Genomic DNA, 25,288 nt, shown 5'->3' with positions numbered 1-25,288 from the left:
AGCTTATGCGGGAGCCGGGCACCAGCGAGCGTACTTCGGAAGCGGATGATTCCGCGCAGGCCAGCGTGGAAGTGGAAGAGGACGCGGCGGAGCCGTCACCGGACCTTGAGGTCACGTTCGACGAGCAGTTCTTCGCGGCCCGCCCCAAGGCCCTGCGTCCCATCGCGCGCCGGCGGCAGTTCGTGGGCAGCCGGCCATCCTTCGAATTCGACGGGCGTAACGCGGCATACGTGGAGTGGCTGCGGAACCAGGCCATGCTCGGTGACGCGAACACGCTGGCACGGCAGCTGTCCGGCCAGGCCAGCATGTGGCAGAACTCGTACGCGCACCCCAACCCGCGGGCCGCCGTCGAACGCGCCTCCGTATGGTTCACCGCCTACCCGCTGTCCTTCATCACCCGGACCGGCCAGTCATTCCTGTCCGCCCTTGGCGACCCCGAAATGTGGAAGGCGTTCCGCGAGATCGGGATCCGCGGGATCCACACCGGGCCCGTGAAGCTCGCCGGCGGCATCAGCGGCTGGTCCCACACGCCCAGCGTGGACGGGCACTTTGACCGCATCAGCATGGCGATCGACCCCGTCTTCGGCACCGAAGAAGAGTTCCGCAGCATGTGCGAGGTGGCCGCGGAGCACGACGGCACCGTCATTGACGACATCGTCCCCGGCCACACCGGAAAGGGCGCGGACTTCCGCCTGGCCGAGATGAACTTCCGCGATTACCCGGGGATCTACCACATGGTGGACATTCCCGAGGAGGACTGGAACCTGCTCCCGGACGTCCCGGAAGGCGCAGACTCGGTCAACCTCAGCCCCGACTCGGAGCAGGCGCTGCAGAAGGCCGGCTACATCATCGGCCGGCTGCAGCGGGTCATCTTCTACGAGCCCGGCGTCAAGGAAACCAACTGGAGTGCCACGCGGCCCATCGTGGACACCACCGGCAAGACCCGCCGCTGGGTCTACCTGCACTACTTCAAGGCCGGCCAGCCCTCCATTAACTGGCTTGACCCAACGTTCGCCGGGATGCGCCTGGTGGTGGGCGACGCCCTGCACTCGCTGGTGGACCTTGGCACGGGGGCGCTGCGCCTCGACGCCAACGGCTTCCTGGGCGTGGAGAAGAGCGCCGAAGAGCAGCCCGGCTGGTCCGAAGGCCACCCGTTGTCCGAGGCCGCCAACCAGCTCATCGGCTCCATGATCCGCAAGGTGGGCGGATTCTCCTTCCAGGAGCTGAACCTGACCATCGATGACATCAAGGCAACCTCGGAGGCGGGCCCGGACCTCTCCTACGACTTCATCACCCGGCCGGCGTACCACTACGCGCTGGTCACCGCCGATACCGAGTTCCTGCGGCTGACCCTCCGCCTGTCAATGGAAATCGGGGTGGACCAGGCCTCACTGGTGCACGCTTTGCAGAACCATGACGAACTCACCTACGAGCTGCTGCACTTCGCCGCCGGCCACCGGGAGGAGATGTTCGAGCTTAACGGCGAGGAACTCACGGGCGCCCAGCTGGCCGAGAATGTGCAGCAGACCCTGCGGGACCGGCTCACCGGCGAGAATGCGCCCTACAACGCCGTGTTCACCACCAACGGCATCGCCTGCACCACGGTCAGCTTCATCATGGCCGCCCTGGGGATCAAGGACCCGGCCGCCGTCACCCCGGAGCAGGAGGCGCAGATCCGGGATGTGCACCTGCTCCTGGCCATGTACAACGCCCTGCAGCCCGGCGTCTTTGCCCTGTCCGGCTGGGACCTCACCGGCATCCTGGCACTGGACCGCAGCAGCGTGGGCGAGCTCACTTCACAGGGTGACACGCGCTGGATCAACCGCGGCGCCCACGACCTCATGGGAACCAGCCCGGACGCTACCAACTCATCGGCGGGAATGCCGAGGGCCCGCAGCCTGTACGGTTCACTGCCGGACCAGCTGCGGGACCAGGACTCATTCGCACGGCGGCTGCAGCGGATCCTCGCCGTGCGCGAGGAAAACGGGATCGCCACCGGCACCCTCCTGGACGTGCCCGACGTCTCCAACCGCGCCGCGCTGGTGCTGGTCAACCGGCTGAAGGACGGGGACCTGCAGGTCACCGCCCTGAACTTCTCCGGCCAGGACATCACCGGCAGCATCCAGTCCAACGAACTGCCGTCCGGCGCCAACGTCCAGGACCTGTTCAGTGGGGAGACCGTGGCGCAGGTGGACGACCTGCACAGCTTCTTCCTCGAGCTGCCTGCCTACGGCGGAACGGCCCTGCTGTTGACCGAGGCGCCCGAACCGGAGGCGGAGGCGTAAGAAGCCGCCGGATGGCGCCGGGCACCGCCCCGGCGCTACCCGGCGCTACCCGGCGATGGCGCCTGACAGCGTGGCTTCAATGATGGCAGGCGAGAGCACGTACTGGGTGACCAGCTGGCTTGCCCCGAGCACGGCGGCCTGGCTTCCGGCGCGGGAGACATTGATGCGCAGGTGGGAGGTGGCCAGTGGCGGCGAGCGCCGGTACACCACCTCGCGGATGCCGGCCACCAGGTGCTCTCCTGTTTCGCCCACGCTGCCGCCCACCACGATGACGGACGGATTGAGCAGGTTGACCACCGTGGCCAGTACCTCGCCGATGTCCCGGCCGGCCTGGCGCAGGGCCTGGATGGCCTGCAGGTTGCCGTCTGCGGCGAGCCGGAGCACGTCCGCGCCCCTGGCCACGTCCAGTCCCTGCTCCTTCAGGGAACGCACGACGGCGGGACCGGACGCCAGCGCCTCCAGGCACCCATAGTTTCCACAGGCGCAGAGGACATCCGCGCCCCGTCCCACCTGGACGTGGCCAAGGTCCCCCGCCGTGCCATTGGCCCCGCGCTGGAGTTGGCCGTTGCTGATAATGCCGGAACCGATGCCGGTGGCAACCTTCACGAAGAAGAAGTTGCTGTGTTCGGGCCAGTGCGCGGACTGCTCCCCGAGCGCCATGATGTTCACGTCGTTGTCCACCAGAACGTGGACGGGCAGGGACTGCTGGACGTAGCTGACCACGTCGAACCCGTCCCAGCCCGGCATGATGGGCGGCTTGACGGGCTTGCCGGTGTCATGTTCCACCGGCCCGGGCAGCCCGATGCCGATCCCGGCCAGTTCCGAAACGGTCCGTCCGGTGGACGCCAGCAGCTCCTTGCCCTGCGCCACCACCTGGTCCAGCACGGCTTCCGGCCCGTCGGCCACCTGCTGCGCCAGCCGGTGTTCGGCCAGGATGTTTCCGCCAAGATCCGTCAGGGCAACGATGACGTGCGTAGCGCCCACGTCCACGGCCAGCACCAGGCGGGCAGACGGGTTGAAGGCAAAGCGCGACGGCGGCCTGCCGCCGCTGGAGAGGGCTTCCCCTGCCGGGCCAACCAGGCCGGACAGCATAAGCGCATCGATCCGGGAGGCCACCGTGGAGCGGGCCAGCCCTGTGCTCAGGGCAAGCTCGGCGCGGGTGCGGGCCCTGCCGTCGCGGAGCAGTTGGAACAGGTCCCCGGCACGCGACAGGCTGCCGACGTCGGAGTCTTTTCCGGCCTGCCTGCCCGTCGTTGAAGTCATGTCTAAGTCATAACACTGTTACTTAGTGCTGTCACCACAGCAGAAGAATGACGCGAAACAAACAACTTTTGCTTGACGCGCGTCAAAAGTACATCTACGTTGTGATTCAGGGCACATTCGCGGTTTCGATGGCAACCATCCGCCGCGCTGATCCCTCCGGTACTCCAGAGTCCGCCTTACAAAGAGGTAATAGAACTTGTCCCACATCGAAGCGCCAGCAGAACGGCCCCTGGGCGTCGGCATCCTCGGCGCCGGGCCGGTCACCCAGGCCATCCACCTTCCGGCGCTGGCCCGGCTCCAGGACATCCTGGAAGTACGGCACATCATGGACGTGGACCCTGCGGTTGCCTCCTCGGTGGCAGCGCGCGTCGGTGCGGTCTCCAGCTCCGGCATGGACGAACTGCTGGGCGACCCCGGCGTGGACATCGTCGCCATCTGCAGCCCCCACCAGTTCCACGCGGACCAGGTCATCGCGGCGTGCCGCACCGGCAAGAAGGCGGTCCTCTGCGAGAAGCCCTTCGCCATGAACGGCGAGGAGGCAGCCAGGATCGCGGACGCCAGCGCCGCGACGGGCGTGCCGATCGTGGTGGGAGCCATGCACACCTTCGATCCCGGCTGGCTGGCGGCGGAACAGAACTGGGGTGACCTCCCGGAGCGCGTCCACACCCTTCGCTCCTCGATCGTCCTGCCGCCGAATGCCCGCTTCGAAGACTTTGCCACCGAAATCATCACCCGCCCCGCCGCGGGCAACCCCGATTACTCGGACATCGGGGTCATCAAGGCCTTGATGCAGGGCGGGATCATGGGCCTGGCCATCCACGACCTCCCCCTGGTGCGCCGGTTCACCCCGGACTTCGGCGACATCGAGGTGCTCCAGGCGCGGCACGTGCGGCCCTCCGGCTACGCGGTTTCGCTCCGGACCCCCACCCGCGTGATTGAACTGCGCGCAGTCATGAACAGCACCTGGAAGCCGGAGTGGACCTTCGAGGCCATCGCCGACGACTCTGCGCTCCACATCGACTTCACGCCGTCCTACGTCCAGGCCGGGTCCGCTGTGGCCACCTTCTCCCGCGACGGCCAGGCCACCAGCTACGGCCCCTACGGCCACAACGGCTACGAAGGCGAGTGGCGCCGCCTTGCCGAACTGGCCCGCGGAACCCGCCAGGCCCCCTCCGCCCAAACTTTGATCGATGACCTCACGTTTGCGCTTGCCATCTCCGAGGCCACCGTGCAGAACGTTGCCGCGGGACAAGCGGCCGCCGAAAAGGCAGGAGCCAACGCATGAGCGCCTACACAGTGGCAGCAACGCCCCGGGCCGGGGAAGCAGGGGCAGTAGCTTCGGCGGTTGCGTCCCTGCCGGCAACCTTCGGCCCCGCGGCGCAGGACCGCGCGGCTGACGTTGCAGTAATCGCCGGCGAAGCGGGCTGGACCACCGAGGCCGTCCGGGCCATCAGGTCCGGGTCGCGCGGCATCCTTGTGGTGGATCCCGTCCCGGAGGGAACCACGCAGCTGGCGGACGCCGCCCGGGCCGCCGGTGCCGCCGTCGTCCTCGATCTCCACTGGGCCTCCAACCCTGCGCTGATCAACGAAAGCGGCAATCCCGACGCCCGTGATGCCGTACGCGGCGGCCTGGGCACGGCGTCCCTGATGGACAGCGTGGCGACGGCGGCTCCGGGCACGGACATCCAGCGCCTCCTGGCGCGGCACTTTGCCGCCGTGCTGGCCGTCAGCGGACCGCTGTACGGCGCCGAAGTCCTCCGCAGCGATGCCAGCGGCTACACGGTCAGCGCACGCCTGGCCAACGGCGCACCGTTCACCGCGCAGGGCGTACTCACCGGCGCCCGCCCGGCCGGCGTCGACATCCACCTCTACACGGCCGACGGCGGGGTGGCCGTCCGGGTGCCGGAACCGGACGCCGCGTGGCCCGCCGAAGTCAGGGCCACCGGGGCCCACGGCGAACTTTTGCTTCCAACCCTGTACGAATCCGCCCACCGTGCGGCGTGGCGGCGGCTGAAGACCCATCTCAGCGCCGGCACCCTCCCGGCCGACCTGCCCGGGTTCGCCCGGCTGACCGACCTCTACGCAACCCTCGCTGCCACGTAACCAGCCCACCGATACGCAACCGAACAGCAGTCCAGTCCCACCTCCACTCTCAACGATGAGCAGGACCGCACCAACGGCGCACAGCGCAAGACGGTCCCGAAAGGACACACATCATGAACGCAACTCCCGAACAGCGCCGCTCCTTCTCACGGCGCGGCTTCCTGGGCCTGACGGCTGCCGCAGCCTCCGTACCCCTGCTCGCTGCCTGCGGCGGCGGCTCGGCATCGCAGGGAGGCGGCGGGGGCGGGGCCGGCGGCACCGTGAAGTTCTGGGACATGCCCTGGGCAACACCGGCCTACAACGATGCCGCCAAGGGCATCGCGGAAGGTTTCTCCGGTGCCAATGGCGCCAAGGCGAGCTACCAGATCATCCAGTGGAACAACTTCTACCAGACCTTCTCCTCCGCGATTGCCTCCAAGACGGGCCCGGCTGTGTCCACAGGCGGCGGCTTCCAGGCATTCCAGTTCGAGCAGCAGGGCCAGATCGCCTACGCGGACAAGGTGATCGAGAAGCTGAAGGCCAACGGCCAGTTCGATGACTTCCTGCCCGGCGTGCTGGACCCCTTCAAGTCGGACAAGGGCTACGTGGCGGTCCCGTGGCAGCTGGACATGCGCGTCTTCTGGTACCGCAAGTCCCTGTTCGAGAAAGCCAATGTTGCGCTCCCCACCGACTGGCCGTCGCTGCTGGAAGCGGGCAAGGCCCTAAAGAAGGTGGGCGCGTTCGGCTTCACCACCGGCGCAGGCGCGGGCAACAACTATGCCAACCACTCCATGATCATGATGATGGTCAACAACGGCGGCGGCGTCTGGAACAAGGACGGCGAGCTGGACCTGATGAATGACCGCAACGTCGAGGCCATGGAATTCGTCCTGGAGCTCGTCTCCAATGGCATCGTCGACCCGGCCGCGGTCAGCTACACCACGGACAACATGTCCGCCCAGTGGAAGGACGGCAAGGCCGGCTACGGCCTGTTCCAGGTGAACGTCCCGCAGCGCGTGGGCGACACCTCCGGCGACCTGCTGGTGGCTGACCCCATCAAGGGCCCGCACGGCGACAAGGCCACCATCGTCTTCCCGAACAACATCATGATGTACACCAACACACCGTCGCAGGACGCCTCGGAGGAGTTCCTGGTGTACTACCTGGGCCAGCTCAAGCAGCTGTGGCAGAAGAAGCTGATGTCCGCCCTCCCGGTCTTCAAGTCCATCACCGAGATTCCGGAATTCGCCAACGACCCCAACAACGTCAAGATCGTCAAGGACTGGCAGCCCATCGCCAAGACCTTCGCCGCCCAGGGCAGCAGGCTCAACGCCAACCTCGCCGCACTCGACGGCGGCCAGGCCCTGAACCAGTTCAGCCAGACCATCATCACCGGCAAGGCCGACGCCAAGACCGCCCTGCAGACCTTCCAGTCCGGCCTCGAGTCCGTCCTGAAGAAGTAAGCGCCCGCCATGTCCTCCACCACTGCACAATCCGGCCTCGCCCGGGCCCGCCGCGGGCTTGCCCCCGGCGGGTCCGGGGCCGCCCCCGGCAAACGCAAGAGCAAACTCTCGGCCCAGGCCACCAGGACCTTCTTCTGGCTCCTGCTCCCCTCCGTGGTCCTCCTTGTCCTGATCCACGGCTACCCGCTGATCTATGCCGCGGTCCAGGCGACGCACGACGGCGACCTGCTCCAGACCGGCAACTTCGTCGGCGTCCAGAACTTCACCACCGTCCTGACCTCGCCGGCGTTCTGGAAAGCCGCCCAGTTCACCCTCTGGTTCACCATCGTCGGCGTGTTCGGATCCTGGCTCGTGGGCCTGGGCCTCGCCCTGCTCCTGCGCACCAAGATCCCCGCCGGCAATACGTTCAAGGTCCTGCTGCTCCTGCCCTGGGTGGTGCCGATCGTGGTGTCCTCCACCGCCTGGAACTGGCTGGTGGCCACCCCGGACAGCCTGATCCCGTCGCTGTTCCGGAACCTCGGCCTGGGCACCCCGCTCTTCCTGGCCGACCCCACCCTGGCCTCCATCACCGTGATGGTCTTCAAAGTCTGGGTCAGCTTCCCGTTCATGATGATGATGATCTCGGCCGCCCTGGCGTCCGTGGACACCACCGTCTACGAAGCGGCCAGCATGGACGGCGCCAGCCGCTGGCAGCAATTCACCCAGATCACCCTGCCGTTGATCGCCCGCTCCACCTACATCAGCTGGATCCTGATGACCATCTTCTGCGTCAACGACTTCCCCACCATCTACCTGCTCACCGGCGGCGGCCCGGTCAACGCCACCACCTCCCTGGTGGTCCTGGCCTACCGCACCGTGTTCCAGGACTTCGCCACCGGCCCCGGCGTGGCCATCGCCTTCCTCATGACCATGACCCTGGTGGTCATCTCGGTCATCCTGTACCGCCAGATCCGAAAGTCGAGTGTCGAATAATGAGCGCAGCAGTCCACGCCCATCCCCAGTCCGGCCCGGCCCTCGGCGTCGGCCAGGCAGGCAACACCCGCCGGGTACTCTCCGAAGCCGGCCAACGCGGCCGCTGGTGGCGGTTCATCGCCATCCTCATCATCACCGCGATCGTGCTGGTGCCCATCATGGTCACCATCGTGCTCGCCTTCACCCCTGGCCCCAACAGCACCGCGACCGGCCTGACCTTCGAGAACCTCAGCAACGTCTTCTCCAAGACCCTTGCCGCCACGTGGCTGAAGAACAGCCTGGTCACCACCCTCTCCACCGTGGTGGTGTCGGTGGCGGTGGCCGCACCCGCCGGCTACGTCCTCTCCCGCGGCCGGTCCAAAGCCGTCTCCGGCTACTCCCTGCTCCTGTTCGTCATGCAGTCACTGCCCATCATCACCTCGGTGGTGCCGCTGTTCATCCTGTTCGCCGGGATGGGCCTGGTGGACAACCTCCTGGGCCTGACCATCATCTACGTCGGTTCCACCATGACGGTGGCCACCTGGATGATGGCCGCGTACTTCGACTCCATCCCCATCAGCCTCGAGGAAGCGTCCTGGATCGACGGCTGCTCCGTCTTCGGATCCTTCACCAAAGTGGTCCTCCGGAACTCCCTCCCCGGCGTCCTCTCCACCGCCATCTTCGCCTTCCTCCTGGCCTGGAACGACTACCTCGTGGCCATCGTCTTCCTCCGCTCCAACGAAATCTTCACCCTTCCCATGGGCGTGCAGTCGTTCTTCCAGCAAAACGCGACAGACTGGACCTCAGTCATGGCCTTGGCCGTGGTCATGATGCTCCCGCCCGTCATCGTGTTCGCCGCCCTGAACAAATACTTCAGCGTCGGTGGCATCGGCGGCTCCCTCGCGGGCCGCTGACCCCAACCCCAACGACCTCTACAAAACCGCTAAGGAAACCCATGTCCTACTCACTGCAGCTTTATACGCTCCGCAACGCCATCTCCGAGGACCTGCCCGGCACGATCAAGAAGGTTGCCGATATTGGCTACACCCAGGTTGAGCCCTACAACTTCGTGGCCACGGCCAAGGAACTCGGCGCAGCCCTGAAAGAGAACGGCCTCACCGCGCCGTCCGGCCACGCCCCGCTGATGAGCCAGGACCAGGACGAGATCTTCACCGCGGCCAAGGAACTGGGCATCAGCACGGTCATTGACCCGTTTCTGCCCGCCGAGCACTGGCAGAAGGCCGAAGACATCCAAGCCACCGCCGAAAAGCTCAACCAGGCTGCCAGGAAGGGGGCCGGGTACGGCATCCGGGTGGGCTACCACAACCACGCCTGGGAGCTGGAGTCCATCATAGACGGCCGCACCGCGCTGGAATACTTCGAATCCCTGCTGGACCCGGAACTCGTCCTCGAAGTGGACACGTACTGGGTAGCCGTTGGCGGCCAGGACCCGGTGGACATCCTGGCAAAGTTGGGTGACCGGGTGAAGTTCATCCACATCAAGGACGGCCCCCTCACCAGGGACAACAAGGCCCAGCAGCCGGCAGGCCAGGGCAAAGTGCCGGTCATGGACGTGATCGCCGCGGCCACGTCGCTGGAAGTGGGAGTCGTGGAATTCGACGACTACGCCGGTGACATCTTCGATGGCATCGCCCAGAGCCTTGCTTTCCTGAACAGCAACACCGCAGCCGAGGGGGCCAACGCATGAGCACCCCCGCAGCAAAATCTCCCCGCAAGGGCCCGGTGGGCGTCGGCGTGATCGGCGCCGGCGTGATCAGCAAGCAGTACCTGGACAACCTCACGGCGTTCCCGGACCTGAAGGTCCACGTCATCGCAGACCTCTTCGAGGAAGCCGCCGAGGCGCGGGCCAAGGAGTACGGCGTCCCCGAGTGGGGCGGGGTGGAGAAGGCCCTGAACCATCCCGACGTCGAAATCATCGTCAACCTCACCATCCCGGCAGCACACGTGGAGGTGGCCACCGCCGCCGTCAACGCAGGAAAGCACGTCTGGACCGAGAAGCCCTTCTCCCTGGACCGCGAGTCCGGGCTCGGCCTGCTCAAGACGGCGGACACCGCCGGTATCCGCCTGGGCTGTGCCCCGGACACCTTCCTCGGCGCCGGCATCCAGACCGCCCTGCGCCTGATCCAGCGCGGCGACATCGGCACCCCGCTGACGGCGATGACCACCTTCCAGACCCCCGGCCCGGAGTCCTGGCACCCCAACCCGGCCTTCCTCTTCCAGCACGGCGCCGGCCCGCTGTTCGACATGGGCCCGTACTACCTCACCACCCTGGTCCAGGCCTTCGGCTCCATCCGCAAGGTGGCCGCCGTCGGGTCCAAGGCCAAGGATGTCCGCGTGATCGGTTCCGGCCCCAAGGCGGGCGAGGAATTCACGGTCGAGGTGCCCACCCACGTCTCGGCCATGGCGCAGTTCGAGTCCGGCGCCTCCTCGCACAGCGTCTTCTCCTTCGAGTCCCCCCGGACCCGGATGGGCTTCGTGGAGATCACGGGCACCGAAGCGACCCTGTCGCTGCCGGATCCCAACTACTTCACCGGCGACATCAAGCTCTGGCGTGCCGGCGACGAGGACTGGACCACCGTTCCGGCCACCGGGCCCGCCAACGGCCGCGGCATGGGCGTCCTGGACATGGCACGGTCCATCCGCGCCGGCGTCCCGCACCGCGCCACCGGCGACCTGGCGTACCACGTGCTGGACACCATGGTTTCCATCAGTGAGTCCATCGACTCCGGCACGTTCATCGACGTCGAAAGCTCCGCCCCGGCATCCTCCGCCATCCCGGAGGACTGGGCTCCGGAAACCGCCACCCTCTGACAGGCAGCAGGAACGCATCATGAGCACACCCGCACACCCCTCCGATTCCACGCCCTCCCGTCCCCTGGGGGTGGCCGCGATCGGTTACGCCTTCATGGGCAAGGCGCATTCCAACGCCTGGCGGAATGTGGCCAGCTTCTTCGACGTCCCGGCCTTCGAGCAGAAGGTCCTCGTGGGCCGGGACGCGGACGCCGTGGCCGAGGCCGCTGCCAGGTACGGGTGGGCCGAATCGGCAACGGACTGGCGCACCGTGATCGAACGGGACGACATCGACATCGTAGATATCTGCGCCCCCGGCTGGATGCACGCGGAAATCGCGGTCGCCGCCCTGGCGGCGGGCAAGCACGTCCTGGTGGAAAAGCCCCTGGCCAACACCCTGGCCGAGGCCGAACTCATGACCGCCGCGGCGGCCAAGGCCCGGGCCAGGGGCGTGCAGTCGATGATCGGCTTTAACTACCGCCGGGTCCCGGCGCTGGCCCTGGCCAGGGAGCTGATCGCGGAAGGCCGGCTGGGCACGGTCCGGCACGTCCGCGCGGCGTACCTGCAGGACTGGCTCGCCGATGCCCAGGCGCCCATGACGTGGCGGCTGCGGAAGGAAACCGCCGGGTCAGGCGCGCTCGGGGACATCGCCTCCCACGCCATCGACCAGGTCCTGTTCCTCCTGGGCGGCGAGGTCAACGAGGTCACCGGCCGGCTCAACACCTTCGTGGACCGCCGCCCCGGCGAGAACGGCCTGGAGGACGTCACGGTCGACGACGCCGCCTGGGCCACGCTGTCCCTCGCCTCGGGGGCCATCGCCTCTGTCGAGGTTTCCCGGGTGGCCACAGGACGGAAGAACAGCCTCCAGATCGAGGTCTACGGCGACAAAGGCAGCCTGCTGTTCGACCTCGAAAACCTCAACGAACTGGGCTTCCTGGACGCCACCCTCCCCGTCCGTGAGCAGGGCTTCCGCCGCATCCTGGTCAACGAACCCGAGCACCCGTATCTGGAAGCCTGGTGGCCGCAGGGCCACATCATCGGCTGGGAACACACCTTCACCCACCAGGTCCGCGACTTCCTGCTGGCGGTCCGGGACGGAACCCAGCCGTCGCCGTCGTTCGAGGAAGGCCTGAACGTCCAGCACATCCTCAGTGCCGTGGAGGAATCCGCAGCCAACAAGAGCACGCTCACCGTCGTCCGCCGCTAGGGCGCCACCGCGCGCCAGCCCGCCACCAGCCAAGGAGATCCATGTCCCGCCCGTTCACCCTGTTTACCGGCCAGTGGGCCGACCTGCCCTTCGAGGAAGTCGCGAAACTGGCTTCCGGCTGGGGCTACGACGGCCTGGAAATCGCCGTCTCCGGAGACCACTTGGATGCCTGGCGCTGGGATGAACCCGGCTATGTCGACTCCAAACTGGAAATCCTTGACAAGTACAACCTCAAGGTCTGGGCCATCTCCAACCACCTCAAAGGCCAGGCCGTCTGCGATGACCCCATCGACTTCCGCCACCAGGCCATCGTCGGCTCCAAAGTCTGGGGCGACGGCGACCCCGAAGGCGTCCGCCAACGCGCCGCCGAGGAAATGAAACACACCGCCCGGCTGGCCAAGGCACTCGGAGTGGACACCGTGGTCGGGTTCACGGGCTCCGCCATCTGGCAGTACGTGGCCATGTTCCCGCCCGTCCCGGAAAAAGTCATCGACGCCGGCTACCAGGACTTCGCGGACCGCTGGAACCCCATCCTGGACGTCTTCGACGAACAAGGCGTCCGGTTCGCCCACGAAGTCCACCCCTCCGAGATCGCCTACGACTACTGGACCACCGTCCGCACCCTCGAAGCGATCGGCCACCGAGAAGCGTTCGGCCTGAACTGGGACCCCTCGCACATGATGTGGCAGGGCATCGACCCCGTCTCCTTCATCTGGGATTTCAAGGACCGGATCTACCACGTGGACTGCAAGGACACCAAGATCCGCCAGACCGGCCGCAACACCGTCCTTGGCTCCCACCTGCCCTGGGGCGACCCCCGCCGCGGCTGGGACTTCGTCTCCGCCGGCCGCGGCGACGTCCCCTGGGAAGCCTCCTTCCGGGCGCTGGCCGCCATCGGCTACGACGGCCCCATCAGCATCGAATGGGAAGACGCCGGGATGGACCGCCTCCACGGCGCACCCGAAGCCCTCGCCGCCCTGAAGAAGTACGACTTCCCGGCCTCCCAAACCAGCTTCGACGCGGCCTTCAGCAGCAAGGACTGACCCGGTGCGCGGGCTGTCGCCGGGGCAGCAGTGCGAGGTGTGGATCGCCTCAGCCACGGGAGCGTTGGACCTTGCATACTCCACGGGGAATATGCTTCTCGAGGCGCCCAACTGGTCCCTCGACGGATCATCGCTGATCCTCAACGGGGACGGCAAACTGTGGCGCCTGGGCCTGGCGGACGGGTCCCTCGCCGAGGTCCCGGTGACCGGCGTTCCTGCCCTGAACAACGACCACGTCCTGGCCCCGGACGGGAAAACGATCTACGTGTCCGCGGATGACGGGCACATCTACCGGGCGCCCCTTGCGGGCGGGCCAGCCACCAGGGTGACCGGCGACGACGGGTCCTTCCACTTCCTGCACGGCGTCAGCCCGGACGGCAGTGAGCTCGCTTATGTCGGAATCGAGGCGGGAGGCTTTACCCGGCCCGGCCGGCTGGTGACCATGCCGTCCGACGGCGGTGCCGCTGCCGCCGTCGACGTCGGGCCGGGCCACTGCGACGGTCCCGAGTACTCGCCCGACGGGAAATGGCTGTACCTGAACACGGAATCCTTCAGCACCGTTCCCGGCCACGCCCAGCTGGCCCGCGTCCGACCGGACGGCAGCCAATTCGAACAGCTCCTGGCGAGCGGCACGGTGGACTGGTTCCCGCATCTCTCCCCGGACGGCAGCCTGGCCAGCTACGTCCGCTTCCCCGCCGGAACGCAAGGCCACCCCGCGGACCTGCCGGTCGACGTCGTCCTTGTCGCCACGGACGACTGGGCCACCCCGCTGCAGACCTGGCCGGTCTCCGGCGGCCAGGGCACCCTCAACGTCAACAGCTGGTCGCCTGCCTCCGACCGCTTCGCCTGCGTGGCATACCCGGGGTCGGGAGCAGCCGGCAGCGGAGCTGAAGCCCGCCGCCACCCGGGCCACTAAGGCGCCTGGGCGGACCCGCGGTCCAGGACAACGTCGTACGCTTCCACCCGGCGGTCCGTTACCGTCGTAGGCGATTCCAGATGCACTGCCCCGGAGGGCAGGATGCCCGCGCCGCCATACCGCTCCATCACCTGCCATTGCGCCACCACGTCCTCCCCGGCGTGCCCGGCCGGAAGGCTGCTCCAAAAACGGAACCCACCGGCGTCGACCAGCAACTGCCTGCGGTAGAGCACGCAGCCACCAAGCCACGCCACGTGGTACGGCACCCACTCGCCCGGTTCCAGGGAAAGGTCAGCGCCGAGGTGGCTGAGGTTCGCCGCGTTGTGCAGCGGCCAGCGATCGAACCCCGGACCTTCCGGGCGGATCCGTTCGGGAGTCACCGGCCCGTCCCATGCCTCGAAGGGTGCCGTCTGATCGGGCCTGCGGTCAGCCAGGAAGGATAGACCCTGCGGCGCCATGCCCACGAAACCGCAGCCAAGCTCTTCCAGGGCCCGGCTCAGCACGTCCAGTGCGCCGGGTTCCAGCCAGACGTCGTCGTCCAGGAACAGGCACTGGCCGGCGGTGGACTGCTCCAGCAGGTACTGCCGGTGTTCGGCGAGCCCACGCCGCGGAAGGTGGCGCAGCAGCGTGACGGGGCGGCCCTGCGCCTCGAGTACCCGCACCATGGCTGCGGCGGCCGGGTGTTCCCAGGCTGGTTGGCCCGCTGACTGGTCGCTCACCACGACGGCGAACGCCGGGTCCTCCTGGCCGGCAAGTCCGGCGAGGGTGACGGCGAGCTCGGCCGGCCGGTTGCAGGTAGGCACCAGGACATCCACTGCCGCCCCATCCTGCTGGTCCGTGGGCCGCGCCCACTGCCCTGAAGATCTCCTGCCCATGGTCCACCTTCCTGGCATCGATATCGGGTCCGGCACGGGGCGCCCCCCGCTCCTGCCGGCGTGGTTTCGCGTGTTCCGTACCCAGCCGGACCCGATGTATGCGGGCACGGAAAGGCCCCGGTTACGGCTGCCGGCGGGGCAGCAGGAACCGGGGCCTGCGTGGAAAGCTGGCTTATCCGGCGTCGAAGCTTTCGTCGTCGTCATTGGGCGATTCTTCTTGCGGAAGGTCGTTGCCGCTGCCGTCCGGGATGCCCGTGGCTTCCTGGCCGGACTCCGAGGAGTTCGGCGCCGACCCCTGGGAATCGTCGTTGGACTCATCGATCTCCGCGGCACTGGACGGGAGGTCCATGTCGTGCGGGACCGGGTCCTGGCCCGTCCCGGACTGCGGTTCGTTGGTGTCCGCGCCCGCCGGCGAAGCACCGCCGGACTGCTGGGCGCCGCTGCTGGACTGCTGGCCGCCCTGAGTGCCCGCCGCTTCCTGCTCGGCGGTGGGGGTGCCGTAGCCGCCCGGGGCCGACTCGGGTTCAGCCTGCTGGTTTTCCTGCGTCATGCTTCCTCCTGTTGTGCGTTGCCGATGGTGCACGGGTAATAATCAGTAAACTTATCAAATGTGGGCACAGGCGCAACGGGCAGCCGCCTTTCTGGGTACGGGAGGAGTAGAAAGAAGACGTGGATCCCCGCCGCAGAGGAAGGAGCGCCGATGTCCGATGTTGAGGACTACACCGGCCGCACGGGCCGGAACGAGACCCGCGAGGAGCAGCTGGACCGCAACTGGGCCGAACTCCTCCAGGAGTTGCGCGTACTCCAGACCGGCGTGCAGATCCTTGCCGGTTTCCTGCTGACACTGCCATTCCAGCAGCGGTTCGAAAAGCTGGACGACTGGGAGGTTGGCCTCTACCTCGCCAACGTGGTGATTGCCGCCCTGACCACGGCCTTCATCCTCCTCCCGGTCAGCGTGCACCGGCGGCTCTTCCGGAAGCGGCTCAAGGAGACGCTGGTTTCCAGCGCCGACACCATCACCAAGATCGCACTCGGCGGCATTGCCCTGTTGAGCGCCGGAACCGCCGCCTTGGTCTTCGATGTCGCGGCAGGAAGGTCTGCCGGCGTCACGGCCGGCGGTGCACTGCTGGGCGTCATGGTAGTGATGCTGGTGTTCGTTCCCCTTCGCCTGAACAAGCGGGCCACCGGGAGGATCCTTCCGCCGGCAGGAAGCAAGGAGTGATGAATGCGCAAGTGGGCTAAAGAGCATGGACTGCTGATGGCCAACCTTGGCCTGTTCCTCGTGTTTTTCGTGGGAATGGTCCTCTCCGGCGCGGCGTCCTACAGCGAAGACCAGCAGGCCCACGGCGAGCCCGCCGTGTCCGTGCTCCAGTTCCTGGGCACGGGCGCGTTCGTCGAGGCCACCTTCGAGAACTGGGAATCGGAGTTCCTGCAGATGGGCATGTACGTGGTCCTCACGGTGTTCCTGTTCCAGAAGGGCTCATCCGAGTCCAAGCCCATGGGCAAGCGGGCACCGCAGGACCAGGACCCGCGGGACGCGCAGATCAGCAGTGCCACGCCGTGGCCCATCCGGCGCGGCGGGGTGGTGCTCAAGCTGTATGAGCACTCCTTGTCGATCCTGTTTTTCGTCCTGTTCCTTGCCTCATTCCTCCTGCACGCCGCCGGCGGCGTGGACGAGTACAACCAGGACCAGCAAAGCCACGGCCAGCCCGCCATCACCTTCCTGCAGTATCTGGGAACCAGCCGGTTCTGGTTCGAATCCTTCCAGAACTGGCAAAGCGAGTTCCTGGCCGTCGGGGTCCTGGTGGGGGCGTCGGTGTACCTCCGGGAAAGAGGGTCCCCGGAATCAAAGCCGGTTGCCGAACCAAATTCTGAAACCGGCGCCTGAGGCGCCCCTCCACGCCGCCGGTCAGGCGCCCTCGAGCACCTGGCTTGTTGCCCAGGCCAGGTACTTGCCGGCGTTTGCCACGGCGTCTTCGGGGCTGGATGCCACGTCCAGCAACTGCGCCGCGGCGACCACTCCGTGCCCGGCCAGGTCCTCGAACGTCACCAGGATCCTGCCGGCCACCACAATGACGGGAATGCCACGCTCCCGGGCCGCGTCCGCGAGCGCGATCGGCGCCTTGCCGGTCAGGGACTGGGAGTCCATGGACCCCTCGCCGGTAATCACCAGGTCCGCCTGGTCCAACTGGCCGGCCAGGCCGGTCAGCCCGGCCACCAGCGCAAAACCGCCTTCCAGCGAGGCATCAGTGAAGGCAAGGAACGACGCCGGGAAGCCGCCGGCGGCGCCCGCGCCGGGGACGTTCACGTCCCGGCCCGTAGCTTCGCGCAGCACCGACGCCCAGTTGCGCAGCCCGGCGTCGAGCATTTCCACTGCATCCTGGTCCGCACCCTTTTGCGGGGCGAAGACGTGCGCAGCCCCGGACGGCCCGTACAGCGGATTGCGGACGTCGACGGCGATGCGAAAGGTGGTGGCGGTCAGGCGCGGGTCCAGTCCCGTCGTGTCCAGGGTTGCGACGTCGCCCAGCGAACCGCCGCCCAGGGGCACCACATTGCCGGCCGCGTCCAGGGGTTTCAGGCCCAGGGCGCGGAGGGCGCCGCTGCCGCCGTCCGTCATGGCGGATCCGCCCAGGCCCAGGACGATCTCGGTGGCACCGGCGTCGAGGGCCGCGGCAATGAGCTGTCCGCAACCGTAGCTGTGGGCACGCAACGCATTCGCCGGGGTTGGTTCCATGTCCGCCAAGCCGGATGCCTGGGCGGTCTCGATCACGGCGGTGACCGTGCCGTCACCGCCCTTATGGATGGCCCACGCAGCCCCGAGCGGAGCGAGGATGGGGCCCACCACGGCGTTCAGCCGCTCCTCGTAGCCAGCCGCCACCGCAGCCTCCAGGGTGCCCTCGCCGCCGTCGGCAATGGGGAACTGGGTGGCGACGGCGTCCGGGTACACCCGGAGAGCTCCCTCGGCGATAAATGCGGCCGCCTCGGCTGCCGTCAGGGACCCCTTGAACTTATCCGGAGCAATGAGAATGCGCATGCGCTCCATCATGCCAGCAAGCGCTGGGAAAGCGCTTGCCTGATTCAGGATGCGGACTTCCAGTGTGCCGGGGCCGCCTACCCCTCACGCCATTCGTTGCCCCTGAGGTGCGAACCCGCCTGCGGACCCATCTGCAGCATTCCGCCATCGACCACCCAGGCAGCACCCGTTACATAGCTTGAGGCCGGCGAGGCGAGGAAGGCGATGACGTCGGCGATCTCCCTCGCGTGGCCCGGCCGGCCGAGTGGCACCCCCGGGCGCTCCGTCGTCGTCGGATCCTGGTCCTCCTGCCCCGTCATGGGGGTGGCGATCTCGCCCGGGGCCACCGTGTTGGCAGTAATGCCATACTGCCCCAGCTCCAGGGCCAGGGTCTTCATGAGGCCGCCCAGGCCATGCTTGGACGCGTCGTAGGCGGAGGAGCCAACGCGGGGCTGGAACTCATGGACGCTGGACACGGCCACCAGCCGCCCTCCCTTTCCTGCCGTGACCATTCGGCGCGCGGCGGACTGCAGGCAGGCAAAGGCCCCGTTGAGGTTCGTGTCCAGGATCCGCATCCACTCGTCGATTCCCATGTCCAGGAACCTGGTGTTCGCACCCGTGCCCGCGTTGTTCACGAAGACGTCCAGGCCCCCCAGTTCCCCGGCGAGATCATCAACGACGGCCGCCGCGGCACGGAATTCCCTCGTGTCCAGTTGCCGCACCACGGCCTTGCGCCCCAGGCCGCGGATTTCCTCGGCGGTTTCCTCGGCACCCGCCTTGTCCGTATGCCAGGTGACGCCCACGTCCATCCCGGCCCGGGCCAGCGCCACGGCTGTGGCCTTGCCGATGCCAGAGTCGGAAGCGGTGACGATTGCGGTGGTGGGTGTGAAGTTGCTGGTATCCGGCATGGCGGGGCCTTTCGGTGGGTCAGGCAGGGCGGCGGAGGTCGGGCTGGTAGGACTCGTCGTCACCGTCGGTGGAGGCTTCGGCCTCCCGGGGTGGGGGCGCCAGGTCCGGCCGTTCTTCCCGCACGGCCATGAGGGGCACCGCGAAGGTCACCACGGGCCGGCTGTCGGCGTCGTCAGCCGCCCTGATGGTCAGGCTCCTGGTGCCGGGCGGCACGGAGGGCGCGAAAACCTGCAGGTTGCGCGTGCCAACCGTGGCGGAGTCCTGCAGCGCGTATTTGGTACCGAAGTGGTCCTGGAGCATCAGCCGGGGTTCCGGCGAGTCCCCTGAGGGAAGGTGGATGTTTACCACCAGGCCCGAGGCCCAGACTTCCACGGACAGGATGGTGAATTCGGTGGCTGACGTGACGTGCCGCCCGTAGGTGGGAGGCAGCAGCATCCGGCGAAGGTCTCCGGATGGGATGAGGTTGCTCATGATCGTTCCTGTGGGTCTTGCGCTGGCGGCCGGCCGGGGCGCCGGGGGGTGTCCGGCGCCGCCAGAACGCTGGGGCGCGGTTGCGGCTCGGGCGCTTTTCCGGCTGGGGTCTTCCAGCCCGGAAGAAGTTGGAGGGGCGCCGTCGCTGCGCTGTTCCTGGTTGATGAAATTCAATTCAGTTCCGGGAGCCGAAGGTGTCCAACCATTCCTCCCAGCCGGCGTGGCCATCCTTTCCCCCGGACAACTAGTAAGTCTACTTACCAGCAAGCCTCCGGTTCGCGTCCCTGTCAAGGGGAGGGGAGGGATCTTTTCGTGCCGGCTGCGGGCATTGCGGCATTTCCGTACCCGACGGCCCGGGGACGTGGGTGGCCGGGCTACCGGCGGGGGCGGACCACTGCGTAGTACCCCGGCACCCGGTCCTGGCCGGGTACGCCGGTCACGGGGTTGGTTTCGATCGCCGTATGGCCGTCTTCCAGGAGTTCCCAGGCCGACGCCGGGAACGCACGTTCCCGCTCTTCGGGACCAAAGTGCCCTGGCATGGGCAGTCCCCGGATGGCCAGTTCCAGCGGCGCCGGGATGCCCCGGGTGGTTGCCCCAAGGTGGGACACATACTCCACCGGGTTCCCCTGGAAGTTGGTCTCCGCCATGAAGACGGTGCCGCGGCGGCCCGCCAGGAGCCGGAGGTTCTCGACGAGGGCCACCTGATGGGCCGGGGCCAGGACGTGCAGGACGCCGCGGATGAAGGCGTTGGCGCCGTCACCGCCCGCGTTGATGGACTCCGCCAGGGCCGCCCCGGCCCCTTCCGCCGTCATGTCGCGTGCTTCAAAGGCCGTGTTGCAGTGTCCGGCGGACTCCGCCCGGGCCCTGGCAACGGCGTGCGGGGAGACATCCACCCCCACCACGCGCGGAAAGACCTCCGCCAGCGCACGGGTAAAGCTGCCATGGCCGCAGCCGGTGTCCACAACGGGAAGGGCGGGGTCCAGGTACTGCAGGAGACTGTCCTTGTAGCCCAGGAACTCGTGGTCGCTCCCCGAATCCCACAGGACCTCCCCGCCCGGTCCGGTGGCCGTGATGCGTGCCCAATATGCGTCCCACGCTTTATGCCTGTCCTTCGGCGCGCCCCTGGACAACCTGACCAGCTTGGGGATCATCAGGTACTTCTGCAGGACGGACCGCGGCGACTTCGTTGGGGAGGACACGGCTCAAATATATGTTCCCTGCCCGGGAGCCGGCGTTGCTTCAGCCACATTACGGCGCGCCTTTCCCGACGCGGCACGGTATGCGGCGTGCAACGCCGGGGCCTCGCGCTCTGGACCGGCGCGGCCCGCGTCCCCCTAGAATGTACTCAACTGGGAGGAAGGGATCACTGTGACGGCTGTGCCGAGTGGCGTGCACCTGGCCCGTACCGCCGTTGTCGCTGATCCCAACGCCCGCCGGCTGGCCCGCAATGCCCAGGCGCTGCGTGATGCCGGGTACGGCGTCCTGGAGGCCTCCGACGCCGCCGGCCTGGCCGCCCTGCTGGACGCGGGCCAGCCCTCCGTCGTCGTGGCCGATGCGCTCCTGGCCTCTGTCCAGTCCGCGGCGCCCGTCCTGGTCATGGTGGATCTGGACAATCCGCAGGAGATCGCGGCGGCCACCCGGGCCGGCATCCACGACTGCATCACCAAACCGCCGGAGCCCAAAGAGCTGGTGCACCGCGCCTCCGTCCTCATCGAGCAGGTCACCCGGCGGCGTTCCTCCCGGCAGGTGGCCGAGGGCCTCCGCGAGCAGCTGCGCGAGGTTTCTGCCGCAGTACGCGCCACCAACGATCCCCAGGAGATCGCCAACCACGTGATCTCCGGCTTCGGCCGGACCTTCAAGGCCGACCATGTGGTCCTTTCCACCTTCGAGGACCCCCGCGTCCCGGTAATCACTGCCAAATGGCACAGGCAGGGACTGGTGGAGCTGCCCGAGGGCGCACTTCCCGGCGAGGACGAGGCGCGGGCCGCGGCAGATGCCCTGTGGGCCGGCGCAGAAACACTCTCCGCGGATGGAACGGAACCCGAGTCCCGTGCCACGGAAAAGCCCGCCCGGGCCATCGCCGGAGCAGCCTCCACGCTGGCGGTGCCCATCGGAGAAGGCAACTCTTCCCTGGGCATCATCTGGATCGCCATGATGGACCGGCCCCGGACCTGGTCCAGCGCCGAGCTGGGGCTGATCCAGCACGTGGCCGGCAACGCCGCCTACGGGCTCATCCAAAGCCACCTGATCAGCAGCCAGCAGCAGGTGGTCAAGCAGCTGCGGGACCTCGACAAAGCGAAGACGGATTTCCTGGCCACGGTGAACCACGAGCTGCGCACCCCGCTGACCTCGATCATGGCGTACCTGGACATGATCCAGGAGAGCACCGAGCACCCGGTGTCCAGGGAAGTCCACCAAATGCTGGACATCGTGGTCCGCAACACCGAACGGCTCCGGACACTCATCGAGGACATGCTCAGCGTCTCCCGCGGCGGCCTGGACACCACCGAAATGCACCTGGCGCCGGTGCGCCTGGGACGCACCCTGGACCTGGTGGCCGCGGCGCTCCGGCCGCTGGCGACACTCCAGAACGTCACCATCGACGTGGACCCGGTTCCGGAGGACCCGGAGATCCTGGCCGACGAGGTGCAGCTGCAGCAGGTATTCACCAACCTCGTGTCGAATGCCATCAAATTCACGCCCAGCGGCGGCCGGATCGAGGTGGGCAGCGAATCCCTCGCCGCGGCGGACGGCTCCAAGTGGGCCACCGTGCGGATTGCCGATACCGGCATAGGCATCTCGGGTGACGAAATCGACCATGTGTTCACCAGGTTCTACCGGGCTTCGAACGCGATGAACGGCGCCATCCCTGGAACAGGGCTGGGCCTTGCAATCTCCAAGGACATCGTGGACCGCCACGGCGGCCGGATCGACGTCGCCTCCACGCTGGGCATCGGGACCACCGTCACCGTCAGCCTCCCCCTCGGCACTGACCGCGCCCAGGCCAATTAGGCGTCAAAGGAGGACTGGCCATGTTTGCCAATGACGACCCCCGGCTCTCCCAGCTGCTCGAAGGCATCGTCAAGCTTGCCTCAGGCGACCTCACGTCCCGGATAGAGGTCTCACCGGCCCGGGACGAACTCGATGCGATCATCATGGGCACCAACCTGCTGGCCGAGGACCTGCAGGTCATCTACGAGGAACTCGAGCAGCGGGTCCAGGTCCGGACCCAGCTCCTGCACGAGGCGCACCTCGAGATGCAGAAGATGGCCATGCAGGACCCGCTGACCGGGCTGGCCAACAGGTCTGCCCTCCTTGAGTCCCTCCGCACCGCACTGGAAGCTCCGGCCACGGCGGACGCCGAGCGCGTGCAGGAGGGGCCGGCCATCCTGCTGATGGACTTGGACGCGTTCAAGTCCATCAACGACAGCCTGGGGCACACCGCCGGCGACCAGGTCCTGATGACCGTGGGCGAAAGGCTGCGGAACGCGGTGCGGGCGTCCGACGTCGTCGCCCGCCTGGGCGGTGACGAATTCGCCATTGTCATGCCGTCGGCGTCGGCAGACCAGGCAGCCATCGTGGCGCACCGCATCCTGGCGTCCCTGAACGATCCCATTGAGCTCCCCGGCCGGAGCGTGCGCTGCGGTGCCAGCATCGGCCTCAGCGTCGGCAGCGAGGGCCAAAGCCCGGAGGACATGCTGATGGAGGCGGACGTCGCCATGTACGCCTCCAAAGCCGAAGGCCAAAACAAGCTGCACCGGTTCGAGCCGGCGCTGCTGCTGATGCGCAGGCTCCGCAGCCAGCTGGTGGATGACCTGCGCGCCGCCATCAAGAACGATGCCCTGACGCTCCACTACCAGCCTGTGGTGGAGCTTGGCACCGGCCGGATCGAGGGCGTGGAGGCGCTGGTCCGGTGGAACCACCCCACCCGGGGCTTCATCATGCCGGACGAATTCATCCCCCTCGCCGAGGAGGCAGGCCTGATCTCGGAACTGGGCCTCTGGGTCCTCAAGGCCGCCGTCAGGCAGCTGCGGGCCTGGATTGATGCCTCCCTGGTGGACAGCAGGTTCTCCGTTCGCATCAACATCTCCGCCACCGACCTGCAGAGCCTTCAGTTCATCGAGGACGTGCGCAACACCCTCAAGGAGACCGGCGTCAGGCCCGAACAGGTTGTCCTGGAGCTGACCGAAGTGGCAATCGTCAAAGGCAATGAGCTGGACCGGTATTCGCTGGGAGGGCTCCGCGGCCTGGGCGTGGGCATCGAAATCGACGACTTCGGGACCGGCTACTCTTCCATCAGCTACCTTCGCCGGCTGCCGGTGGACCGGGTCAAGGTGGACCGGTCGCTGATCACCGGGCTCGAGAGCGATCCCAACCAGCCCGCCCTGGTGGCGGCCGTCCTGCAACTGGTGCGGGCATGCGGGCTCGAAGCTGTGTGGGAGGGCGTGGAAACGGCGGACCAGGCCGAGATACTGCGCGGCCTGGGCTGCCGCAGCGCCCAGGGTTACTACTTCAGCCGCCCCGTTCCCCCGGAACAGATTCCGGAACTGCTGGCTGACCAGCAGGAAAGCGCTAACCAGTAACGCAAAAACTACTGCGCTTTTCCGGCCGCCGTTATACGATCAGCGTGCGGTGTCTGCTTTTTCGCCGCCTCGAAAATCAGGTTGGCAGCACCGTTCTTTTATAAGGCGTTTGGACATTTGAAAATTTTTGGGCCATCGGGTCATTACTTCGTCAACTGGGGGCGTTGCTAATGTCGGTTCGGGTACAGGCATGGGGAATTATCGCCGCCGTGCTGGCGGATACGGATCCTGCGGGAGCCGCGGTCCGGCAGCGGCTGAGCAACAGCCTCGATGAGAATCCCGGCGTGCCCGAGCGGGCCCTGCTGGAGTATCTCCTCGAGACCCGGCGCAGCGACGCCAACATGGTGGAAACCCTGGATACTGCAAGGGAGATGCGCCTCACGCCGCCGGCGCTTCCGCCTCATTTCGCGGAACAGCTTGACGCGATCCGCAGTACCTCCCGGATCAGCGCGCTGCTCGAAAACCAGATGCTGATGACCGCATTCCAGCCGATCTACGGGCTGGCAGGAAAAGCGGTGGTGGGCGCCGAAGCGCTCTCCCGGTTCGTCAGCGATGACGGCGCGGCCGCCGAATTGTGGTTTGCCGAGGCCGCCGCCGTGGGCCTGGGTGCCAACCTGGAGTTCTCGGCCCTGGGATCCGCAGCGGCGGCCGCGCGGGACCTGCCCGGGAACCTGTACGTGTCCCTCAACATTTCGCCCACGTCCTGCATGGATCCGCGGCTGCCGGAACTGTTCGACCACATCGATCTTCCCATCCACCGGGTGGTCCTGGAACTGACCGAGGACATTCCGGAAGAGGAGTACCTGCAGTTCCTGTCCGCCATCAATCCGCTGCGGGAAAAAGGGCTGCGCATCGCGGTCGATGACACCCACACGGGAGCTGGCGCGCTGAGCCGCATGATCCACCTGAAGCCCGACTTCCTCAAGGTGGGCCGGAACGTGATCGGCGACGTCGACAAGGACGGACTGCAGCGGGCACTGGCTGCCTGCCTGGTGGACTTCACGGACCAGATCGGCATCATCCTGGTGGCCGAGGGCATCGAAACCGTGGGTGAGCTCAAGGTCCTCACCGAGCTGGGCATCAGTGCCGGGCAGGGGTACCTGCTGGGCCGGCCGTCGGTGCGGCCAAAGGACTGGGCCAGCTGGAATACGCGCCTCGACGTGGACGGACTGGAGCGCCAGCTGGCGGGCCAGTCGGAACCACGGGCCGTTCCCCGGCGCGCTGAGTCTTCCTGAAACCACTTCAGGGCAGGTGGGGCAGCGGGCGTTAGGCCCACCGCCCCACTGACGGTCCGGGCCTTATTCGGAGTGGCCCTGGTCCCTGCTCATCTGGCCCTCCGCCGGCGGCGTCTCTCCCGGCGGCACTCCCCCGCAAATGCGATGGAGGCCGGGCAGCAGAAGGCACCCACCGAACAGG

General features: G+C 67.4%; 24 protein-coding genes. 16 read left to right on the top strand and 8 right to left on the bottom strand.

The window, feature by feature from the left end; all coding sequences use genetic code 11:
* Positions 1-5 precede the first annotated feature (5 nt).
* On the top strand, positions 6-2,285 hold the full coding sequence (gene treS, locus NIBR502770_RS18905; protein WP_141158629.1) for a maltose alpha-D-glucosyltransferase: 2,280 nt from the start codon (positions 6-8) through the stop codon (positions 2,283-2,285).
* Between the two features lie 45 nt (positions 2,286-2,330).
* Here the strand turns inward: treS and NIBR502770_RS18900 are convergent, their stop codons facing one another.
* Positions 2,331-3,548: an ROK family transcriptional regulator gene (locus tag NIBR502770_RS18900; protein ID WP_141158630.1), complete on the bottom strand. Its 1,218-nt coding sequence runs from the start codon at positions 3,546-3,548 to the stop codon at positions 2,331-2,333.
* A gap of 196 nt (positions 3,549-3,744) precedes the next feature.
* On the opposite strand from NIBR502770_RS18900, the gene NIBR502770_RS18895 reads away from it, so the two are divergent.
* From NIBR502770_RS18895 to NIBR502770_RS18850, 10 genes are all read left to right on the top strand, one after another.
* Positions 3,745-4,833 (top strand): Gfo/Idh/MocA family protein, encoded by a 1,089-nt coding sequence (locus NIBR502770_RS18895; protein ID WP_371416474.1) that lies wholly within the window; start codon positions 3,745-3,747, stop codon positions 4,831-4,833.
* Positions 4,830-5,651, top strand: a complete 822-nt coding sequence (locus tag NIBR502770_RS18890; RefSeq protein WP_141182972.1) for a hypothetical protein — start codon at positions 4,830-4,832, stop codon at positions 5,649-5,651. The genes NIBR502770_RS18895 and NIBR502770_RS18890 overlap by 4 nt, the downstream gene beginning before the upstream one ends.
* A 113-nt stretch (positions 5,652-5,764) precedes the next feature.
* On the top strand, positions 5,765-7,093 hold the full coding sequence (locus NIBR502770_RS18885; RefSeq protein ID WP_141182971.1) for an ABC transporter substrate-binding protein: 1,329 nt from the start codon (positions 5,765-5,767) through the stop codon (positions 7,091-7,093).
* Positions 7,094-7,102: 9 nt separating this feature from the next.
* Complete coding sequence (locus tag NIBR502770_RS18880) at positions 7,103-8,065, top strand: carbohydrate ABC transporter permease (protein ID WP_141158633.1); 963 nt, start codon at positions 7,103-7,105, stop codon at positions 8,063-8,065.
* The gene (locus tag NIBR502770_RS18875; RefSeq protein WP_018762699.1) at positions 8,065-8,958 is read left to right on the top strand and encodes a carbohydrate ABC transporter permease; all 894 of its coding nucleotides are present in this window, start codon (positions 8,065-8,067) and stop codon (positions 8,956-8,958) included. The genes NIBR502770_RS18880 and NIBR502770_RS18875 overlap by 1 nt, the downstream gene beginning before the upstream one ends.
* 41 nt (positions 8,959-8,999) lie before the next feature.
* The gene (locus tag NIBR502770_RS18870) at positions 9,000-9,752 is read left to right on the top strand and encodes a sugar phosphate isomerase/epimerase (RefSeq protein ID WP_141182970.1); all 753 of its coding nucleotides are present in this window, start codon (positions 9,000-9,002) and stop codon (positions 9,750-9,752) included.
* A complete protein-coding gene (locus NIBR502770_RS18865; protein WP_141182969.1) occupies positions 9,749-10,876 on the top strand; it encodes a Gfo/Idh/MocA family protein in 1,128 nt (375 codons plus the stop codon). The genes NIBR502770_RS18870 and NIBR502770_RS18865 overlap by 4 nt, the downstream gene beginning before the upstream one ends.
* Before the next feature lie 19 nt (positions 10,877-10,895).
* Positions 10,896-12,062, top strand: a complete 1,167-nt coding sequence (locus NIBR502770_RS18860; protein ID WP_141182968.1) for a Gfo/Idh/MocA family protein — start codon at positions 10,896-10,898, stop codon at positions 12,060-12,062.
* Positions 12,063-12,103: 41 nt separating this feature from the next.
* Positions 12,104-13,105, top strand: coding sequence for a sugar phosphate isomerase/epimerase (locus tag NIBR502770_RS18855; RefSeq protein ID WP_141182967.1), 1,002 nt, complete (start codon positions 12,104-12,106; stop codon positions 13,103-13,105).
* A gap of 4 nt (positions 13,106-13,109) precedes the next feature.
* Positions 13,110-14,021: a biopolymer transporter Tol gene (locus NIBR502770_RS18850; RefSeq protein WP_141182966.1), complete on the top strand. Its 912-nt coding sequence runs from the start codon at positions 13,110-13,112 to the stop codon at positions 14,019-14,021.
* On the opposite strand, the gene NIBR502770_RS18845 is transcribed toward NIBR502770_RS18850, so the two are convergent.
* Both NIBR502770_RS18845 and NIBR502770_RS18840 read right to left on the bottom strand, forming a co-directional pair.
* Positions 14,018-14,896: a glycosyltransferase family 2 protein gene (locus NIBR502770_RS18845; RefSeq protein ID WP_141158639.1), complete on the bottom strand. Its 879-nt coding sequence runs from the start codon at positions 14,894-14,896 to the stop codon at positions 14,018-14,020. The two genes, NIBR502770_RS18850 and NIBR502770_RS18845, sit on opposite strands and share 4 nt — an antisense overlap.
* A 172-nt stretch (positions 14,897-15,068) precedes the next feature.
* Entirely contained in the window at positions 15,069-15,446 is a 378-nt protein-coding gene (locus tag NIBR502770_RS18840) for a hypothetical protein (RefSeq protein WP_141158640.1), read from the bottom strand.
* 150 nt (positions 15,447-15,596) lie between these two features.
* On the opposite strand from NIBR502770_RS18840, the gene NIBR502770_RS18835 reads away from it, so the two are divergent.
* Positions 15,597-16,118: a DUF6328 family protein gene (locus tag NIBR502770_RS18835; RefSeq protein ID WP_141158641.1), complete on the top strand. Its 522-nt coding sequence runs from the start codon at positions 15,597-15,599 to the stop codon at positions 16,116-16,118.
* A gap of 3 nt (positions 16,119-16,121) precedes the next feature.
* Entirely contained in the window at positions 16,122-16,784 is a 663-nt protein-coding gene (locus NIBR502770_RS18830; RefSeq protein WP_141182965.1) for a DUF6766 family protein, read from the top strand.
* A 21-nt stretch (positions 16,785-16,805) separates the two neighbouring features.
* Here NIBR502770_RS18830 and NIBR502770_RS18825 read toward each other — a convergent pair whose 3' ends face one another.
* From NIBR502770_RS18825 to NIBR502770_RS18810, 4 genes are all read right to left on the bottom strand, one after another.
* On the bottom strand, positions 16,806-17,930 hold the full coding sequence (locus NIBR502770_RS18825) for a glycerate kinase (protein ID WP_141182964.1): 1,125 nt from the start codon (positions 17,928-17,930) through the stop codon (positions 16,806-16,808).
* Positions 17,931-18,007: 77 nt separating this feature from the next.
* Entirely contained in the window at positions 18,008-18,817 is an 810-nt protein-coding gene (locus tag NIBR502770_RS18820; protein WP_141182963.1) for an SDR family oxidoreductase, read from the bottom strand.
* Between the two features lie 19 nt (positions 18,818-18,836).
* Entirely contained in the window at positions 18,837-19,289 is a 453-nt protein-coding gene (locus tag NIBR502770_RS18815) for a hypothetical protein (protein ID WP_141182962.1), read from the bottom strand.
* A 374-nt stretch (positions 19,290-19,663) separates the two neighbouring features.
* Positions 19,664-20,440 (bottom strand): class I SAM-dependent methyltransferase, encoded by a 777-nt coding sequence (locus NIBR502770_RS18810; protein ID WP_141183506.1) that lies wholly within the window; start codon positions 20,438-20,440, stop codon positions 19,664-19,666.
* Positions 20,441-20,657: 217 nt separating this feature from the next.
* Between NIBR502770_RS18810 and NIBR502770_RS18805 the strand changes: the two genes are divergently transcribed.
* From NIBR502770_RS18805 to NIBR502770_RS18795, 3 genes are all read left to right on the top strand, one after another.
* Complete coding sequence (locus tag NIBR502770_RS18805) at positions 20,658-22,301, top strand: ATP-binding protein (protein WP_141182961.1); 1,644 nt, start codon at positions 20,658-20,660, stop codon at positions 22,299-22,301.
* 20 nt (positions 22,302-22,321) lie between these two features.
* Positions 22,322-23,872 carry a bifunctional diguanylate cyclase/phosphodiesterase gene (locus tag NIBR502770_RS18800; protein ID WP_141182960.1) on the top strand — a complete coding sequence of 517 codons (1,551 nt, stop codon included), beginning with the start codon at positions 22,322-22,324 and terminating at the stop codon, positions 23,870-23,872.
* 170 nt (positions 23,873-24,042) lie between these two features.
* Positions 24,043-25,107: an EAL domain-containing protein gene (locus NIBR502770_RS18795; protein WP_246857325.1), complete on the top strand. Its 1,065-nt coding sequence runs from the start codon at positions 24,043-24,045 to the stop codon at positions 25,105-25,107.
* 63 nt (positions 25,108-25,170) lie between these two features.
* Here NIBR502770_RS18795 and NIBR502770_RS21705 read toward each other — a convergent pair whose 3' ends face one another.
* Entirely contained in the window at positions 25,171-25,287 is a 117-nt protein-coding gene (locus NIBR502770_RS21705) for a DUF6480 family protein (RefSeq protein WP_256371939.1), read from the bottom strand.
* Position 25,288 lies beyond the last annotated feature (1 nt).

This window comes from Pseudarthrobacter sp. NIBRBAC000502770 (genome assembly GCF_006517815.1).
GTDB lineage: Bacteria > Actinomycetota > Actinomycetes > Actinomycetales > Micrococcaceae > Arthrobacter > Arthrobacter niigatensis.
This window is presented reverse-complemented; position numbering and strand designations above follow the sequence as displayed.

Coding starts and splice junctions, on each gene's coding strand:
- treS (WP_141158629.1), top strand. CDS start 6: ATGCGGGAGCCGGGCACCAGCGAGCGTACTTCGGAAGCGGATGATTCC.
- NIBR502770_RS18900 (WP_141158630.1), bottom strand. CDS start 3,548: ATGACTTCAACGACGGGCAGGCAGGCCGGAAAAGACTCCGACGTCGGC.
- NIBR502770_RS18890 (WP_141182972.1), top strand. CDS start 4,830: ATGAGCGCCTACACAGTGGCAGCAACGCCCCGGGCCGGGGAAGCAGGG.
- NIBR502770_RS18885 (WP_141182971.1), top strand. CDS start 5,765: ATGAACGCAACTCCCGAACAGCGCCGCTCCTTCTCACGGCGCGGCTTC.
- NIBR502770_RS18880 (WP_141158633.1), top strand. CDS start 7,103: ATGTCCTCCACCACTGCACAATCCGGCCTCGCCCGGGCCCGCCGCGGG.
- NIBR502770_RS18875 (WP_018762699.1), top strand. CDS start 8,065: ATGAGCGCAGCAGTCCACGCCCATCCCCAGTCCGGCCCGGCCCTCGGC.
- NIBR502770_RS18870 (WP_141182970.1), top strand. CDS start 9,000: ATGTCCTACTCACTGCAGCTTTATACGCTCCGCAACGCCATCTCCGAG.
- NIBR502770_RS18865 (WP_141182969.1), top strand. CDS start 9,749: ATGAGCACCCCCGCAGCAAAATCTCCCCGCAAGGGCCCGGTGGGCGTC.
- NIBR502770_RS18860 (WP_141182968.1), top strand. CDS start 10,896: ATGAGCACACCCGCACACCCCTCCGATTCCACGCCCTCCCGTCCCCTG.
- NIBR502770_RS18855 (WP_141182967.1), top strand. CDS start 12,104: ATGTCCCGCCCGTTCACCCTGTTTACCGGCCAGTGGGCCGACCTGCCC.
- NIBR502770_RS18845 (WP_141158639.1), bottom strand. CDS start 14,896: ATGGGCAGGAGATCTTCAGGGCAGTGGGCGCGGCCCACGGACCAGCAG.
- NIBR502770_RS18840 (WP_141158640.1), bottom strand. CDS start 15,446: ATGACGCAGGAAAACCAGCAGGCTGAACCCGAGTCGGCCCCGGGCGGC.
- NIBR502770_RS18835 (WP_141158641.1), top strand. CDS start 15,597: ATGTCCGATGTTGAGGACTACACCGGCCGCACGGGCCGGAACGAGACC.
- NIBR502770_RS18830 (WP_141182965.1), top strand. CDS start 16,122: ATGCGCAAGTGGGCTAAAGAGCATGGACTGCTGATGGCCAACCTTGGC.
- NIBR502770_RS18825 (WP_141182964.1), bottom strand. CDS start 17,930: ATGCGCATTCTCATTGCTCCGGATAAGTTCAAGGGGTCCCTGACGGCA.
- NIBR502770_RS18820 (WP_141182963.1), bottom strand. CDS start 18,817: ATGCCGGATACCAGCAACTTCACACCCACCACCGCAATCGTCACCGCT.
- NIBR502770_RS18815 (WP_141182962.1), bottom strand. CDS start 19,289: ATGAGCAACCTCATCCCATCCGGAGACCTTCGCCGGATGCTGCTGCCT.
- NIBR502770_RS18810 (WP_141183506.1), bottom strand. CDS start 20,440: ATGATCCCCAAGCTGGTCAGGTTGTCCAGGGGCGCGCCGAAGGACAGG.
- NIBR502770_RS18800 (WP_141182960.1), top strand. CDS start 22,322: ATGTTTGCCAATGACGACCCCCGGCTCTCCCAGCTGCTCGAAGGCATC.
- NIBR502770_RS18795 (WP_246857325.1), top strand. CDS start 24,043: ATGTCGGTTCGGGTACAGGCATGGGGAATTATCGCCGCCGTGCTGGCG.